Origin of the sequence: Embleya sp. NPDC050493 (assembly GCF_044458105.1) — a bacterium.
In the GTDB taxonomy this organism is placed as follows: domain Bacteria; phylum Actinomycetota; class Actinomycetes; order Streptomycetales; family Streptomycetaceae; genus Embleya.
In genome coordinates this window covers 93708-108320 of the sequence record NZ_JBITHP010000001.1, presented here as the reverse complement: position 1 = coordinate 108320, position 14613 = coordinate 93708, and the positions used below count along the sequence as shown (strand labels likewise).

The 14613-nt window shown below is 71.5% G+C and carries 12 protein-coding genes; 2 read left to right on the top strand and 10 right to left on the bottom strand.

Going from position 1 to position 14613, the window contains the following annotated elements; translation table 11 throughout:
• Nucleotides 1–43: 43 nt before the first annotated feature.
• Nucleotides 44–1396: a lysine N(6)-hydroxylase/L-ornithine N(5)-oxygenase family protein gene (locus ACIBM5_RS00400; protein WP_396004645.1), complete on the bottom strand. Its 1353-nt coding sequence runs from the start codon at nucleotides 1394–1396 to the stop codon at nucleotides 44–46.
• Between the two features lie 378 nt (nucleotides 1397–1774).
• On the opposite strand from ACIBM5_RS00400, the gene ACIBM5_RS00395 reads away from it, so the two are divergent.
• Both ACIBM5_RS00395 and ACIBM5_RS00390 read left to right on the top strand, forming a co-directional pair.
• Nucleotides 1775–2419: an FMN-binding negative transcriptional regulator gene (locus ACIBM5_RS00395; RefSeq protein ID WP_396004643.1), complete on the top strand. Its 645-nt coding sequence runs from the start codon at nucleotides 1775–1777 to the stop codon at nucleotides 2417–2419.
• A 352-nt stretch (nucleotides 2420–2771) separates the two neighbouring features.
• Nucleotides 2772–3287, top strand: a complete 516-nt coding sequence (locus ACIBM5_RS00390) for a hypothetical protein (RefSeq protein ID WP_396004642.1) — start codon at nucleotides 2772–2774, stop codon at nucleotides 3285–3287.
• Between the two features lie 27 nt (nucleotides 3288–3314).
• Here ACIBM5_RS00390 and ACIBM5_RS00385 read toward each other — a convergent pair whose 3' ends face one another.
• The 9 genes from ACIBM5_RS00385 to ACIBM5_RS00345 form a co-directional block, all read right to left on the bottom strand.
• On the bottom strand, nucleotides 3315–4160 hold the full coding sequence (locus ACIBM5_RS00385) for a DUF4097 family beta strand repeat-containing protein (protein ID WP_396004641.1): 846 nt from the start codon (nucleotides 4158–4160) through the stop codon (nucleotides 3315–3317).
• Nucleotides 4161–4494: 334 nt separating this feature from the next.
• On the bottom strand, nucleotides 4495–5406 hold the full coding sequence (locus ACIBM5_RS00380; RefSeq protein ID WP_396004640.1) for an ABC transporter permease: 912 nt from the start codon (nucleotides 5404–5406) through the stop codon (nucleotides 4495–4497).
• A complete protein-coding gene (locus ACIBM5_RS00375) occupies nucleotides 5403–6428 on the bottom strand; it encodes an ATP-binding cassette domain-containing protein (protein WP_396004639.1) in 1026 nt (341 codons plus the stop codon). The genes ACIBM5_RS00380 and ACIBM5_RS00375 overlap by 4 nt, the downstream gene beginning before the upstream one ends.
• 60 nt (nucleotides 6429–6488) lie before the next feature.
• Nucleotides 6489–7259, bottom strand: a complete 771-nt coding sequence (locus ACIBM5_RS00370) for a thioesterase II family protein (RefSeq protein ID WP_391581866.1) — start codon at nucleotides 7257–7259, stop codon at nucleotides 6489–6491.
• The gene (locus tag ACIBM5_RS00365) at nucleotides 7256–8920 is read right to left on the bottom strand and encodes a lyase family protein (RefSeq protein WP_396004638.1); all 1665 of its coding nucleotides are present in this window, start codon (nucleotides 8918–8920) and stop codon (nucleotides 7256–7258) included. Before ACIBM5_RS00365 ends, ACIBM5_RS00370 begins: the two co-directional genes overlap by 4 nt.
• Complete coding sequence (locus tag ACIBM5_RS00360) at nucleotides 8917–10149, bottom strand: ATP-grasp domain-containing protein (RefSeq protein WP_396004637.1); 1233 nt, start codon at nucleotides 10147–10149, stop codon at nucleotides 8917–8919. The genes ACIBM5_RS00365 and ACIBM5_RS00360 overlap by 4 nt, the downstream gene beginning before the upstream one ends.
• Nucleotides 10146–11336 carry a cysteine synthase family protein gene (locus tag ACIBM5_RS00355; RefSeq protein WP_396004636.1) on the bottom strand — a complete coding sequence of 397 codons (1191 nt, stop codon included), beginning with the start codon at nucleotides 11334–11336 and terminating at the stop codon, nucleotides 10146–10148. The genes ACIBM5_RS00360 and ACIBM5_RS00355 overlap by 4 nt, the downstream gene beginning before the upstream one ends.
• Before the next feature lie 11 nt (nucleotides 11337–11347).
• A complete protein-coding gene (locus ACIBM5_RS00350; protein WP_396004635.1) occupies nucleotides 11348–12598 on the bottom strand; it encodes a cytochrome P450 in 1251 nt (416 codons plus the stop codon).
• Complete coding sequence (locus ACIBM5_RS00345; RefSeq protein WP_396004634.1) at nucleotides 12598–14433, bottom strand: amino acid adenylation domain-containing protein; 1836 nt, start codon at nucleotides 14431–14433, stop codon at nucleotides 12598–12600. Before ACIBM5_RS00345 ends, ACIBM5_RS00350 begins: the two co-directional genes overlap by 1 nt.
• Nucleotides 14434–14613 lie beyond the last annotated feature (180 nt).

Here is a 14613-nt window from a genome sequence, read left to right as displayed (position 1 = left end):
GGCAGTGCCGTCGGGCCGGCGGTCCGGCGGGTGGGGCCTGCGGTCAGCGGGTCTCCCGCGCGACCTCCAGGGCTGCCTTGCGTTCGAGTTCGAGTTCGTGCTCGACGCGACGCCGGATGACGGAGTCGGCGATCTCGCCGCTGCGGATCGCGATGTTGGACAGCAGTGAGGACGTCAGTCCGTGGGTGTGCTCGGTGCCGCCTTGCAGGTAGATGCCGCAGGACAGTTCGGGGCTGGTGACCAGGCGGTAGTCGCGCCCCACCCGGTGTCGCCCGGCCTCGTCGCGCAGGCAGTACCGGTCGAGGTCGCCGAGCAGGCCGGAGGGCTCCGGGGAGTCGTAGCCGGTGGCGAAGACCAGGGCGTCGACGTCGAGTTCGCGCACTCCGTCGTCCAGCAGCGAGCGCAGGAACACCCGGGTCTCGTCCCCGGAGCGTTTGACCTGGTCGACCCGGGTGAGGTTGCGGAAGTACAGGCGCCGACCGCCGCGCACCTCCTCCTCGTACGAGCGCCGGTACAGGTCCCTGATGACCTCGTCGTCGACCACCGAGTAGTTCGTGTTCCTGTGATAGCGCCAGAACGCCTCCCGGGCCCGGTCGGTCCCGAAGTAGTACTCGTCGACCGCCCCGGGATCGAACACCTGGTTGGCGAAGGGGGTGTCGTCGGCGACGGAGTACCCGTAGGCCGGCAGGATCGCCGAGACCCGGGCGTGCGGGAGGGTGTCGTACAGGAACCGGGTGATCTCGGCGGCGCTCTGACCGGCGCCCACGACCGCCACACTGCCCAGCCCGGCGGCATCCATCCGGTGGAACTTCTCCAGGAACTCCGAGCTGTGCCAGACGCGTTCGTCGCGCTCGATGCCCTGGGGCATGCGCGGCACGAGGCCGGTCGAGACGGTCACGTTGCGCGCCTTGACCAGTCGGGTCGCGCCCGAGACGACGTCTTCGACCTCGATCTCCAAGTGCTTGGCGTCCCGCGCCGGGGTGCCCTGCGGCGGCCGGATCGAGGTGACCGCCGAGCCGTAGGTGACGCGGTCGGTGACGCTCGACTCGGCCCATTCGAGGTACTGGTGGAACTCCTGCCGGGTGGGGAAGAAGTCCTGGGCGTTCACGAACTGTGCCAGCCGCCCCGAGGCGTGCAGATACGAGATGAAGCCGAACCGCGACACCGGGTTGCGGAACGTGGCCAGATCCTTGAGGAACGAGATCTGCATGGTGGTCGACGGCAGGAGCATGTTCCGGTGCCATCCGAAAGCGGGTTGCCGCTCGAAGAACGCGGCGGTCACCGGTCGGGCCGACTCGTTGGCCCGGTGCTCTTCCAGGGCAATGGCGAGCGACAGATTCGACGGACCGAATCCGATGCCGACCACGTCGTAGATCTCGTGTCCGAACGTACCCATAGAAAATTCTCCCGCTAGCGTCGCTGCGACAGGGACTTCCGCATTTTCAATGGGTCGGTTGCGGCAACCCAGAGGCCCGAATCGGGAACACGGTCAACTCACCACAGGTGCGCGGTCGATGGTCTCGAATATCTCGACCGGTCACCCGGGAGCGGCGTTTCGAGTATTACTCTCGGGAACGCAGTAATGCCAAGCTAGAGGGACCGGGAGCCACCTTTCAAGGATCCCGGCGCACCGCGTACCCATGGCCGCCGTCCTGTCGACGGGACAGCCTTGCCTCCCGGCTCCGAATTGCCGCAAGTGCTCGATGCATCGGTAGTAGCGTCGGCGAGTCGGAGCCATACCGCGAGCCAGCTCACAAAAGGGTGTGAATTCCGAATGTTCGTTCCCCGCCACTATCGTGAACCGGACAGTTCGTGGATGGTGGACCTGATCCGCGCCAATCCGTTGGCCCTTGCGGTCATGAACGGCGACCCCAGCGCGGGCCCGTTCGCGACCCACCTGCCCGTCATACCCGATCCGCAGATGACGGGGTCGTGGTCCGACGACCTTTCGGGTGCCACCCTGCTCGGGCACATGAACCGGGCGAATCCGCACTGGAAAGCGCTGGAGACGGGAACCGTCCTGCTGCTGACCTTCACCGGCCCGCACGGCTATGTGTCGCCCAGCGTGTACGAGGTGACGCCCGCCGCTCCGACGTGGAACTTCACCTCGGTACACGTACGCGGTGTCGTGGAGAGGATCGACTCGCTGGAGGAGACGCTGGGCGTGGTGCGGGCCACCGCGCTGACCTTCGAGTCGGAGTTCGGCGCCGGCTGGGACCAGACCGAGTCGGTCGAGTACTTCCGGAAGATCGTCCCCGGTGTGGGCGCCTTCCGGGTCACCGTCACGGGCGCGGAAGGCATGTTCAAACTCAGCCAGGAGCAACCGGCCGAGGTCCGCGAGCGGGTGCAGCAGTCGTTCAGCAGGCGCGCGTGCAGCCTCCAGCGGGAGACGGCCGAGCTCATGACCCGGTTGCCGTGACCGAAATCCGCCGTGTCGGCGTCCGGGCGCCCCGCCGGGTTCGAATCCTGTCGGCCCTGGGGTGTTCGAACGGGCTCGGGGCCGGTATCTCGCGAGAGATACCGGCCCCGAGCCCGTTCCGGGTCACCGCCGCGGTGCGCGGCGGCAGTGACTCCCGTGGCGTGCCGATGGCGCCAGGTTGATCCCGATGGCGACAGGTGGGTCGAATCCACCCGCGTACGGCGCGCCGTCGAGATACGGACAACCGCCATCGGGCGATGAGAACACCACATATTCCTTGGGCGGAGGTGGTCACACTCGTGCCGGGCCGACCAGGCGCCATGCGGCGCAATCGGTGTGCCATGATAAATCCATGGAACTACGGGAGTACGTCGACGCGCTGCGCGACGAGTTGGTGACAGCCGCTGCGGCCGGAGACGCCGAGGCCCGCGCTGTTGCCGAGCGCCTCGTCGCCCCGCTGGAATCGGCCGTTCGACTCACGTTGCTCAAGGTTCTGTCGGCCGCGGCCGACGAGATCACCCGGGAGCTGGCACCCGGCTCGGTGGACCTGCGGCTGCGCGGGATGGACCCCAGTTTCGTGGTGACTCCGCCCACGGGTGACGACAGCAGCCCCGCCGGCGATGCCGCGGACGAGACCGGTGACGCGGCGAGCGACTGGTTGACCGGATCGCCGGGCGGCGGCCGCAGCGGCGCCACGGCCAGGATCAACTTCCGACCTCCGCAGGAGATGAAGGAAGAGATCGAGAAGGCGGCGTCCAGGCAGGGCGTCTCGGTCAACACGTGGATGGTCCGAGCCTCCGCCGCGGCACTGGCCAACAGCAGGCGATCGCATCGCGGCAAGCAGCAGTTCAACGGCTGGGTGCAGTAGTCGTCTCGGGGTGCGCGGAGCCGTGCGTCAGGCGCGGTGGATGGTGATGTCGCCGTAGGAGGACTGCGCCCGTACCTCGACCGATTCCTCGGACGACTTGTCCGTGGGCTTCAGCGTGTTGTGCACGCGCCCGTATCCGGTGCTCAGATCCAGCTTCGCCGGCCGGTCCGCGCCGATGCCGACCTCCAGGTCACCGCACGCCGTCTTGAGCACGACCGTGCCGCGGGTCACTTCCCCCACGCGAATGCTGCCGTTGGAGGTCTTGGCGTCGGTTTCGAGACCCGACGCGTGCTCGACGGTGATGTCGCCGTTGGCGGCGCGGACATGGACGTCGCCGGTGACCCTGCCGATCTCGGTGTGGCCGTTGGAGTTCTTGGCCTTGACCGCACCGCCGATCTCGCCGATGCGAATGCGCCCGGTGGAGGTCTTGACCTCGGTGTCGCCGTCGACTCGGCGCACAGTGATGTGGCCTGCCGTGTCCAGGCGCAACGAACCGACGTGGTCGAGTCGAACATGCGCGGTGGACGTCTTGAACGTGCAATCACCGAGGCGCCCGGAACCGCGCAGGTCTCCCAGGGCCGCTTCGCCGCGCACGTGCGAGCCGGCAGGCAGGGTGATCGACACATCCACCGAACGGGACTTCCGGGAGAAGTTCATCGCCGGCACCGTGGGCTTGGCTGCCTTGATCACCAGTACGCCGTCGGCGTATTCGACACTCGTCTGCTCGGCGGCCTTCACGTCGGAGGCGTCACTCTCGTCGGTCGGTCGTACCTCGACGACGGTGTCGGTCCGGTCTTCGGCGGTGATCTGCACGTCGCCGACATGGATGTCGAGCGTGACGGAGATCGGCTCGGGAGTATCGAAAACAGGCACGGCTGTCCCTTCTCGTCATTGCGGCGGGCGTCCCCCAAGGTGGGACGGGTGAGGTATCGGTCCGGTCGGTTCGGCACACCCGGGCAATGTGGCGCTGCCGGTCCCGTCTGCCGCGCCGATCGACGGTACGGGAAGCGCGATCGTGCCGCTCCAGGTGGAGATTACCTGTTCCGGTCACGCATCCACCGACTGCCCTTCGTAACCGGCGACTTCCTTGACGGTTGCCCTGGTGACGCCATTGTGGCGCAATACATGCGCCATTTCAAGCCCGGGCACCCCGACATGGCGCCACCACTCGGCGCATCGTGATCCGGACGAGCTGTGCCGGCCGTTCTCACTTGTTGCGGTAGCGGGCGACGGCGAGTGGGGCGCAGATCGTGGCGATACCCAGCGTCCAGGCCAGGGACTGCCAGCCGGCCGAACCCGCGTCGGTGCCGCCCAGCCAGGCCCGCAGGGTGTCCACCACCACCGTCACCGGGCTGTGCTCGGCGTAGGGCCGGAGCCACCCCGGCATCGAGGAGACGGGAACGAAGACCGAACTGACGAACGTGAAGGGGAACAGCCATGCGGTGCCCCCGGCCTGGGCGGCTTCGGGCCCGCTGACGGCCATGCCGATCAGCGCGGCGAGCCAGGAGAACGCGTAGCCGAAGGCGAACAGCAGCAGGAACGCGCCCGCCATCGGCAGCGGATCGCCGTCGAAACGGAATCCGACCAGGAGCCCGACCACGACCATCACCACGACCGCCACGAGGGTGCGGGCCAGTTCGGAGAACGTGCGGCCGGCCAGGACGGCCGATCGGCTCACCGGCATCGACCGGAACCGGTCCATGATGCCCTTGCTCATGTCGTCGGCGACTCCGACGGCGGTGCCCGCGACCGAGCCGAACAGCACCATCTGCACGAAGATGCCCGGCAGCAGGAACTGCCCGTAGTCGCCGCCCGGCACGTCGATCGCCCCACCGAGCACGTAGCGGAACAGCAGGATGAACATCACCGGTTGGATGAGCGCGTACATCATCAGGTCCGGCGTGCGCCGCAGGTGCTTGAGGTTGCGCAGCGCCATCTCCCCGGCGTCGGAGAACCACCAGCCGATCCCGCCGCCGCCGTCGCGCTCGCTCGCGCCGGATCCCGCCGGGGCCATCGCAGACGCCTTCGTCGTCTGCGCGGTGTCCGCGGTCTTCCCGGACTTCCCGGACTTCGCGAATTTCTCGGTCTTCGCGGTCTTTTCCGTCGAGATGCCGCTCATCGTTGGTCCGTCCTTCCGGCCGTCACCGCGGTGACGTGTTCGGCTTCCGGGGGTGCCGGCGTCGGGTCGGCGTCGGAGGACGGGCTCGCGCGACGCTCGGTCAGCGCGAGGAAGGCGTCCTCCAGGGTCGGGCGGCGCACCGCGGTGTCCACGACGATCACCTGCGCCGCGTGCAACTCGCGCATCAGCTCGGGCATCAGCAGCGCCCCGCCGGCGACCGCCACGGTGATCCGCCCCTCGCCGTCGTGGTTGCACGGACTGTCCCGGACGACCCCCCGGATCGCCTGCTCGGCCCGCTCGTACTGGCCGGCGTCGTCCAACCGGATCTCCAGCCGCTCGCCGCCCACCCGGTCCTTCAGTTCCTCCGGGGTGCCCCGGTCGATCACCGTGCCGTGGTCCACGACCACGACCGCGTCGGCGAGGCGATCCGCCTCCTCCAGGTATTGCGTGGTCAGCAGCACGGTGGTGCCGGCGGCGGAGAGGTCGGCGACCACCTTCCAGATCGCCGTCCTGCTCCTGGGATCGAGGCCCGTGGTCGGCTCGTCCAGGAAGATCACCTCCGGGCGGGCGATCAGGCCGGCCGCGAGGTCGAGCCGGCGGCGCATGCCGCCCGAGTAGGTGCGGACCAGGCGCCCGGCGGCGTCGGCGAGGCCGAATTCCGCGAGCAGTTCGTCGGCCCGGTCGCGGGATTCGGCCCGGCCGCGCCGAGCGAGCCGGGCGAGCATGCGCAGGTTCTCGAAGCCGGTCAGCTTCTCGTCGACCGCCGCGTACTGGCCGGTGAGACCGATCAGGGGCCGTACCCGTTCGGGCTCGCGCAACACGTCGATGCCACACACCCGCACCGATCCGGAGTCCGGGCGCAGCAGTGTGGCGAGGATCCGCACGACGGTCGTCTTGCCGGCTCCGTTGGGCCCCAACAGGCCCAGGACCGAGCCCTGTTCGACAGTGAGGTCGAGGCCGTCCAGGGCCTGCACGTCGCCGTATCTCTTGTGCAGCGCCTCGACGGCGATTGCGTCCGACATGGCTCCACGGTCCTTTCCAGAGCATCGGCGCCGTCGGCGGCGTCGACGGATGCGGGCGGGTCAGGGGGAACCGGCGGCGGCGGTCGCGCCGGCCAGGTCGGCGACCAGCGTGGCCAGCAGGGCGCGGCGGGCGCTGTGCAGGAAGAAGTGGTCGCCGGGCAGTACGTGCAGCGCGAAGCGGGCAGCGGTCTGCTCGCCCCAGCCGGCCGCGGTGTCCGGGTCGGCCTCCGGATCGGCGTCGCCCACGAAGGCGCTGATCGGGTACGCCAGCGGGGGCTGCGGCGTGTAGTCGTAGTCGTCGACCATGGTGAAATCAGAGCGCAGCACCGGGACGACCAGTTCGCGCAGTTCGGGATCGGCCAGCACTTCGGCCGGGAGTCCGCCCATGCCGTCCACGCGGGCGATGAACTCGTCGTCGGGCAGGTCCGAGTCGCGGATCGCCGCGGGTGGGTGCTGCGGCGCCGGGCAGCCGGACGCGAACAGCCGAAGCGGGTCGGGGCAGCCCAGGGCGCGCAACCGGCGGCACAGCTCGAACGCGAGTCGGCCGCCGATGCTGTGGCCGAAGACCGCGTACGGCCGATCGATGCTCGCGGCGACCTCGGCGGCCATCGCGTCGACGTCGATGAACGGGTGCTCGCGCAGCCGGTTCTCCCGTCCCGGGTACTGGATCGGGGCGACCTCGTAGGACCCGAGCGCGGCGAGCGCCCCGGGCCAGTCGCGGAAGGCGGACGCGCCCGCGCCCGCGTAGGGCAGGCAGTACAGCCGAACCTCGGCGTCGGGACGCGGTTGGGGCAACGTCACCCACGGGCCCCGGCGTTGCTTGGTCGTCACGTGGTCCTCCCATCCGCAGCGGCCCGGGCGGTCGATGCGTCGGCGGGATCGCGCCCGCCGGCCCGGTCGGTATGTCCCCCGTCGGCCGCCCGGCGGTCGCCGCTCCCGGCGGCGCCCCCTTCGCCGCCCGCGCGCCGCACCGCGGCCACCGCGGCGTCCAGGCCGGGTTCGTAGCCGTTCCAGCGCTGCCGCAACACGCGCAGCAGGCCGAGTTGTTCGGCCAATCGGCGCCGGGTCGTGCGCAGACAGTGGTCCAGTGCCCGCGGTCCCGGTCCCCCGCCGTACTCAGCGGTCTCGGCGACGGTGCGTGCCGACGCCGTCAGGTCGGTCCGGCCACCCGCCTCGGGCAGTCGGGCCAGCACGTCGGCCAGCGGCTCCCCGCCCTCGGCCAGCGATTCGCGCACCGCGCCCGCGACCGCGGCGTGCGCGGCCCGGAAGCCGAGGCCGGTGTCGAGGGCGAGCCGATTCGCGGCCTCGGTCGCCGCCGTGCAGCCCGCCTCGGCGCACGCCGTCATCCGCTCGACGTCCGGCTGCGCGGCCGCCACCACCAGGCGCAACAGCTCTGCGGCCTGTGCGAGTTGCCGCACCGCGTCCTCGATCGGACGCATGCCCTCGGTGTGTACCGCGATGGCGTTGCTGAACGGTGTCTTGTGCATCGCCGTCGCCGCCGTGACGAAGGCGCCCAGGGGGGCCGCCGCCTTGCCCGCGACGTGTTCCAGGACGAAGACGTTGCGCTTTTGCGGCATCATCGAGCTTCCGCTGGTCAGGTTGTCGGGCACGGTCAACAGCCCGCTGTCCGGGCCGGTCCACGCCGAGAGGTCGGTGGCCACCCGGCCGAGCAGCACCCCCAACACGGCGCCCGCGGCCGTCAGCCGCAACCCGGCGTCCCGCGAGGCGACCGCCTCGACCGAGTTGGCGCGCGCCCCGGCGAAGCCGAGCAGCGCGGCGGTGCGGCCCGCGTCGATGGGCACCGTGGTGCCGCCCACCCCGCCCGCGCCCAGCGGACTGCGATCGAGGTCCTCGGCCACCCGGGCCAGCGCCTCGATGTCGGCCGCCAACGCCACCGCGACGCCGCCGAGGTAGTGGCCGTAGGTGATCGGCACGGCGGGTTGGTGGTGGGTGAACGCGGGCATCACGGTGCGGGCGTACCGGCGGGCGGTACGGGTGAGCGTGCCGAGCAGGCGCAGCGCCTCCCACAGCAGGTCCAGATACGGTCCGCGCAGTTTGAGTTGCCGGAGGGTGGCGGTGAGATCGTTGCGGGAGCGGCCCAGTTGCAGTTGGCCGCCGACGTCGGGACCCAGCCGTTCGGTCAGGAACAGTTCGTACATCAGGTACCAGCCGCGCGGGGCCGGGCGGCCGCGCAGCGACGCGAAGTTCTCGGCGCGCAGCGCGTCCACGGCGCCGAGCAGCCGGGCGGCGGCGGTCGTCGGCAGGATGCCGCGCTCGGCGAGCATCACCACATGGGCTCGGTCGATCTGCGTGGTCAGCGCGAGATCGCCGGCGAACGCCGCTTCCACGCCCGGCTGTTGGGTCAGCGCCCGGACCCGCGGGTGCAGCGGGACGCGCCCACCGGTGTGCACCCGGTCGGCGTCGGCCGGGTCGAGGGGAGCCGCCTGCTCCGCCGTCGGCGCCGATGCGCCCCGCACCCGTTCCCCGGTCACCGCGGGCTCCCGTTCGCCGTCGTGCGCACCGTGAGGGTGCGCAGCGCCCGGTCTGCCGCGGCCGCGGCGGTCGCCGTGTCGGGTGCGGTGGTCAGGACCGCCCCGATCCGGTCGCGGAAGTCGCCGTGTCGCGTCATCGGGGTGCCCACCGCCACGCCGACCTCGACCCGTCGCACGCCGGGCAGCCGAGCCGCGTCCGCGGTCCCGTCGACGCCGGCCAGGACGCCGTGCGCGGGTGCGAGGAGGAAGCGTACGGCCGCCGCGCCCGCGACTCCCGCCGGGCGCGGCGGCACCGGGCGGCCCAGGGCCGCGGCCAGGAGGCCGTCGATCAGGTCCACGCCGCGGGCCGCGAACACGAGTTCGGGGATGTGGCCGCCCGCGAGGCGGGGGTTGACCTCGATCACGACCGGTCCGGCCGGACCCACCCGCAGTTCGACGTGGGCCGGGCAGCCGGCCAGCCCCAGGGCGGTGACGGCCGCCACGGCCCCGGCCCGCAGTGCGGCGAGCAGGCCGGGGTCGGCGGCGGCCGGGAAGTCGTGTCCGGTCTCCACGAAGCACGGCAGCGCGCCCAGGTGCTTGGCGGTGACGCCCACGACCCGGCCGCCGAGCAACTCGACGGAGAACTCCGGGCCGGGCACGTACTCCTGGAGCAGCACCCCGGTCGGCACGGCGAGTCCGCGCTCGTTGACCGCCTCGGCCAGGAGCGGGCCCGCGTGCCGGCGTGCCTCGTCCGCGTCGGCGCACAGGCGTACGCCCACGCTGCCGCTTCCGGTGACCGGTTTGACCAGGAACGGTCCCGTGCCCAGCCGGTGCCGGGCCGCCTCGACGTGCGAGAGGTCGGTGACGGTGACGCTCCTCGGTACGGCCACCCCGGCCGCGGTCAGGGCGCTGCGCTGTCGGCCCTTGTCCCGGCACATCGCGACGGCGTGCGGGTCGGGTCCGGGCAGGCCGAGTCGTTCGGCGAGGCCGGCGGCCGGCTCGATGTAGTGGTCGGAGGTGCTCGTCACGCCCACCACCGGTCCGCGGAGCCGCCGCACGGCGGCCAGCAGCGCATCCCCGGAGCCGGTGTCGGTGACCACGGCGGGGACGCCGTCCGCGCGGACGTAGTCGTAGCGGTCCGGGCGGGCGCACAGCAGCACCGGCCGCAGGCCCTCGCGACGGGCCGCCCGCACCAGGGCCCGTCCGTTGCCGGTGGTGTTGCTCTCCACCAGGACCAGGGTCGCGGTCATCGGACGCGCGTCCGCTCGTCCGCGGGCCGGGGGGCGGAATCGGGGGCGGGCCGGGCCGCGTCCGGGCCGCGACGCGCGGCGCCGGGTGCGGGGCGGCGGTTCCACACCATGTGGTCCCAGTGGCCGCGCACCTGGGCGGGGTCGGTGACGGGGTGCGGTTCGGAGGGCAACACGGGCAGATGGAGCCCGTGTTCGCGCAGCCACTTCGGGTCGCCCGAGGTGGACTGGTAGCGATGGCCCTCGTCCGCGAACAAGGCCAACACGGTGCGGTCGGGGTGGCGTCGGGCCTCCCACCGGGCCACCAGGAAGGCCGCGCCGCTGGTCGGGCCCATGAACAGGGCGTGTTCGCGGTGCAGCCGGTCGGTGGCCCCGAACGCCTCCGCGGCGCCCAGCCAGTGCACGTCGTCGAAGGTGTCGTGGGCGACGTTGGCCGGCATCAGGCTGTTGCCGAGCCCGCGCAGTGTCCTGGGACCGTCGGGCAGCCCGAACAGCACGCTGTGGTGGGTGTCCACGGCCACCGCGCGGGTCTGCGGCCGGTGCCGGCGCAGCTCGTACGCGGTGCCGCACATCGAGCCGCCGGAGCCGACGCAACCCACCAGGGTGTCCACCCGGCCGATCCGCTGCCGGACCAGATCGGCGACCCCCGCGTAGGCGGCGGGGTTGAGCGGGTTGTCGTATTGGGAGGGCACGAACGCGGGTTCGCACTCCTTGCGGATCGCGTCGAGCCGGTCCAGGCGTGCGCGTTGGTGGCCACCGACGGCCGCCGGTTCCGTGACGATCTCCACGCGGGCGCCCAGGGATTCCAGCCTGGCCTGTAGCGGTGCGTCCAGGACCGGGTCGCTGACCAGGATCAGCGGGTATCCGCGCAGTGCGGTCACCATGGCCAGGCCCAGTCCGAAGGTGCCCGAACTGGTCTCCACCACGGTCATGCCCGGGCGCAGTTCGCCGCGGCGGGCGGCGGTGTCCAGGATGTACCGGGCCGGGAGCAGCTTCATCACGGTGAAGCAGGCGGCGTAGAGGTTGTGTTCGAGCCTGACCAGGCGGGGCATCTCGAGGGCGGCCACCGCGTCGCCGACGATCTCCGTCCGGTGGGACGCGGCGTGCCCGTTCGCCGGCCGCCCGTCCGCTGCCTGCTCGTGCGCCGTCCGGCCGTTCGCCGAATGCCCGTTCGCTGCCTGCGCGCCCATCGCTCGCTCGTTCACCGGCTGCTCCGGCGGCGGTGGAATCGCATCGGCATGGAGGTGATCCCGTTGATCCAGTTGGACCGCAAGTGCGTGATCGGCCCGGCCGGTTCGACACCTTCCAGCGCGCTGCCGAGTTCGTCGAAGAGCATGCCGAGCGCCATCCGGCTCGACGGTGCGCCGATGCAGTAGTGCGGTCCGCCGCCGAAGGCCAGGTGCGGGTTGGGGGATCGGGTCGGATCGAAGGTGTAGGGGTCGGGGAACACGCTTTCGTCCCGGTTCGCCGAGGCCACCCACGCGCACACCCAATCGCCCTTGCGCAGCGTGGTTCCGGCCACCTCGGTGTCCTCCCGGACCCGCCGCACCAGGTGGTTCGTGGGCGTCGTCCAGCGCGCCCCCTCCTCCACCAGCAGCGTGGTGCTGCTCGGATCGGCCAGTGCGTCGTCCCACAGGTGCGGGCGTTCGGCCAGCGCGAGCAGGGTGTGCGAAGCCACGTGCGGCGTGGTCGAGTTGGCGCCGAGCAGGAAGCTGTAGCAGTTCAGCGCCACCCGCAGGTCGTCCAGCGGGGCGCCCTCGGTCTCCAGCGTGATCAGCGCGCTGATCAGGTCCTCGCCCGGATGGGCCCGTTTCGCGTCGATGATCTCGGTGAAGCAGGCGAAGAGTTCGTGGTGGGCGCGGCGCAGCGTCTGGTGGGTGCTCTCGCCGCTGACGTATTCGGGATCGTCGGGGGCGATGCTGGCGGTGGTGTAGTGGGCGATGGTCTCCCAGTACCGGTCGGGGATGCCCATCAGTTCGCCGATCACCACCATCGGCAGCAGTCGCATCAGCTTCGCGAAGTCGTGTTCGCCGCCGTCCAGGCAGGGTTGCGCCAGGGTGCGGACCCGCTCGCGGATCCCGGCGGCGCGCTTGCGCACGACCGAGTGCCCGAGGGTGCGCATGGTGGGCCGGCGGATGTCGCCGTGCCGCGGCGGGTCCATCAGCGTGATGGTCCGGCCGCCGGCGCTGTCCCCGACGCCGACGGAGGCAAGGATCGTGCCGTCCTCGGAGCCGAAGACCCGGTGGTCCTTGACGATGCGGTCGCATTCGGCATACCGGGGGAAGCCCCAGAAGACGTCCCCCGTGGCGGGGGCGGTGTGTCTGGTGACCGCCGTGTCCGCTCGCATCGCCCGCCACCTGGCGTGTTGGCACTCCTCGTAGACGCCGGGGTCGGTGACGTCGACGTCGTCGTAGCGTACGTGCTGGCCGGCCGGCGGTGCGGTGATCTCCATCAGCTTGCGCCGTTTCGCTCGCCGCCGGTCGCCTCGGCCAGTTCCGCGATCGTCTGGTGCCGGAAGAACGCCCCGGCCGAGCAGTGGATCCCCAGCAGGCGCAGCCGCTCGATGGTGTCCACGCTGAGGATGGAGTCGCCGCCGAGCTCGTAGAAGTTGTCGTCGACGCCGACCCGGTCCAGGCCGAGCACCTCGGCCCAGACGTCGGCCATCAGCGACTCGGCCTCGCTCTGCGGCGCCCGGTAGTCGGGCAGTTCGCCCAGCCGGTCGCGGCTGGACCACGGGGCGGTCAACGCGGCGCGGTCCGGCTTGCCGTTGGGGTCGTGCGGCATCTCGTCCAGGACCAGACACGTGCCGGGCACCATGTGCGCGGGCAGCCGCTCGCGCAGCCAGGTGCGCATCGTGGAGGCCGTCACCCGGGCGTCGCCGGCCGGGACCGCATAGCCGACCAGCCGCTTGCCGTCCGCCTCGGTGCCGAACACGGCGACCACGGCCTCGGCCACCTCGGGGCGGGCGTTGAGCACGGCCTCGATCTCGCCCGGTTCGATCCGGAAACCGCGGATCTTGACCTGGCGGTCGGTCCGGCCGTGGAATTCGAACGCGCCGTCCGCGCGGCGCCGGGCCAGGTCGCCGGTGCGATACATCCGGCTCGCCCGGTCGGTCGCGAAGGGGTCGGGCAGGAAACGTTCGGCGGTCAGTGCGGAACGCCGCAGGTAGCCCCGGGCGACCCCGGCCCCGCCGAGATACAGCTCGCCGCTCTCGCCGGGCGCGACCTCGCGCAGGTCCTCGTCCAGGACGTACATCGTGCGGCCGCGCAACGGCGTGCCGATCGGCACCCGATCGCAGGTCGTGTCGTCCGGATCGATCGCGTGCAGCGACGCGAACGTGGTGGTCTCCGTGGGGCCGTAGGCTGCCAGGACCCGAAGTCCGGGAACGGCGGCGGCCGTTCGCACGTGCTGCGGGGACAGTACGTCGCCCCCGGTGATCAGCGTGCCCACCGGTTCCAGCGCGTGCGGCGCGTGGTCGGCCAGGACGTGGAACAGGCCGGTGGTCAGGAACAACCAGTCCGGGCGCCGCTTGGCGAGCTCGGCGGACAGGTCCTCGACCGCGACGGGGCCGCCTCGCAGGATCTCCACCCGGCCGCCGCGGCACAGTGCGGCCCAGATCTCGAACGTCGAGGCGTCGAAGGCCATCGGCGCGTACTGGGCGACCGACTGGCCGGGCTGCACCGCGATGCGTTCGTCGTCCAGGACGAGCGAGACCACGGCGGCGTGTTCGACCACGACACCCTTGGGCGTGCCGGTGGAGCCCGAGGTGTAGATCACGTATGCGGCCTGGTCGGGACGTACTCGGCCGGCCGCGAGATCCGCGAGCGGATCCTCGCCGGCGGGGTCGGCGACGGCCTCGGCGTCCGCGAACAACACCGGAACACCGTCGTCCACGAAGTCGGGGATACCGCCGCGCTCGGCGACCACCGCGGCCACCCGGCAGTCCCGGACCATGAACCGCTGTCGCTCCAGGGGGAAGTCCGGATCGATCGGTACATAGGCCGCGCCCGCGGCCAGCACGCCCAGGAAGGCCACGATCGCCGTGGGCGAGCGCGGCACGGTCACCGCGACCCGATCCTCGTGCCCCACCCCGGCGGCACGCAGACGGGTCGTCAGGTCGCGGGCGCGAGCCAGGAGTTCGCCGTAGCTGAGGGTGTCGCCCTCGATCGAGACGACCGCCGTCGCGTGGGGGTCGCGCAACGCCTGATCCTCGACCAGCTCGTGCAGTACGACCGACTCGCGCTCGATCGTATGCGTTTCGCACGCCGTCGTATTCGTCGTCGTCATCGCCTTCCGCTCCGCTCCGCCTCGCCGAACAGCCAAAGGAATGGCTTTTCGACAATCACCCCGATGCGGTGGCCGGTCAATGCCCACGAAGGAATTCGGAAGGTAGTCGGGAAGTGGTCGGGAGGTGGTCGAGACATGATCGGAAGGCGGTCGAGGCAGTCGGGGAGAAGCTTCCGCGCG

Bases quoted from the DNA above. Each gene is read 5' to 3' on its own strand.
- ACIBM5_RS00400 (WP_396004645.1), bottom strand. From the start codon at position 1,396: ATGGGTACGTTCGGACACGAGATCTACGACGTGGTCGGCATCGGATTC.
- ACIBM5_RS00350 (WP_396004635.1), bottom strand. From the start codon at position 12,598: ATGGAGATCACCGCACCGCCGGCCGGCCAGCACGTACGCTACGACGAC.
- ACIBM5_RS00380 (WP_396004640.1), bottom strand. From the start codon at position 5,406: ATGAGCGGCATCTCGACGGAAAAGACCGCGAAGACCGAGAAATTCGCG.
- ACIBM5_RS00395 (WP_396004643.1), top strand. From the start codon at position 1,775: ATGTTCGTTCCCCGCCACTATCGTGAACCGGACAGTTCGTGGATGGTG.
- ACIBM5_RS00360 (WP_396004637.1), bottom strand. From the start codon at position 10,149: ATGACCGCGACCCTGGTCCTGGTGGAGAGCAACACCACCGGCAACGGA.
- ACIBM5_RS00355 (WP_396004636.1), bottom strand. From the start codon at position 11,336: ATGGGCGCGCAGGCAGCGAACGGGCATTCGGCGAACGGCCGGACGGCG.
- ACIBM5_RS00375 (WP_396004639.1), bottom strand. From the start codon at position 6,428: ATGTCGGACGCAATCGCCGTCGAGGCGCTGCACAAGAGATACGGCGAC.
- ACIBM5_RS00390 (WP_396004642.1), top strand. From the start codon at position 2,772: ATGGAACTACGGGAGTACGTCGACGCGCTGCGCGACGAGTTGGTGACA.
- ACIBM5_RS00345 (WP_396004634.1), bottom strand. From the start codon at position 14,433: ATGACGACGACGAATACGACGGCGTGCGAAACGCATACGATCGAGCGC.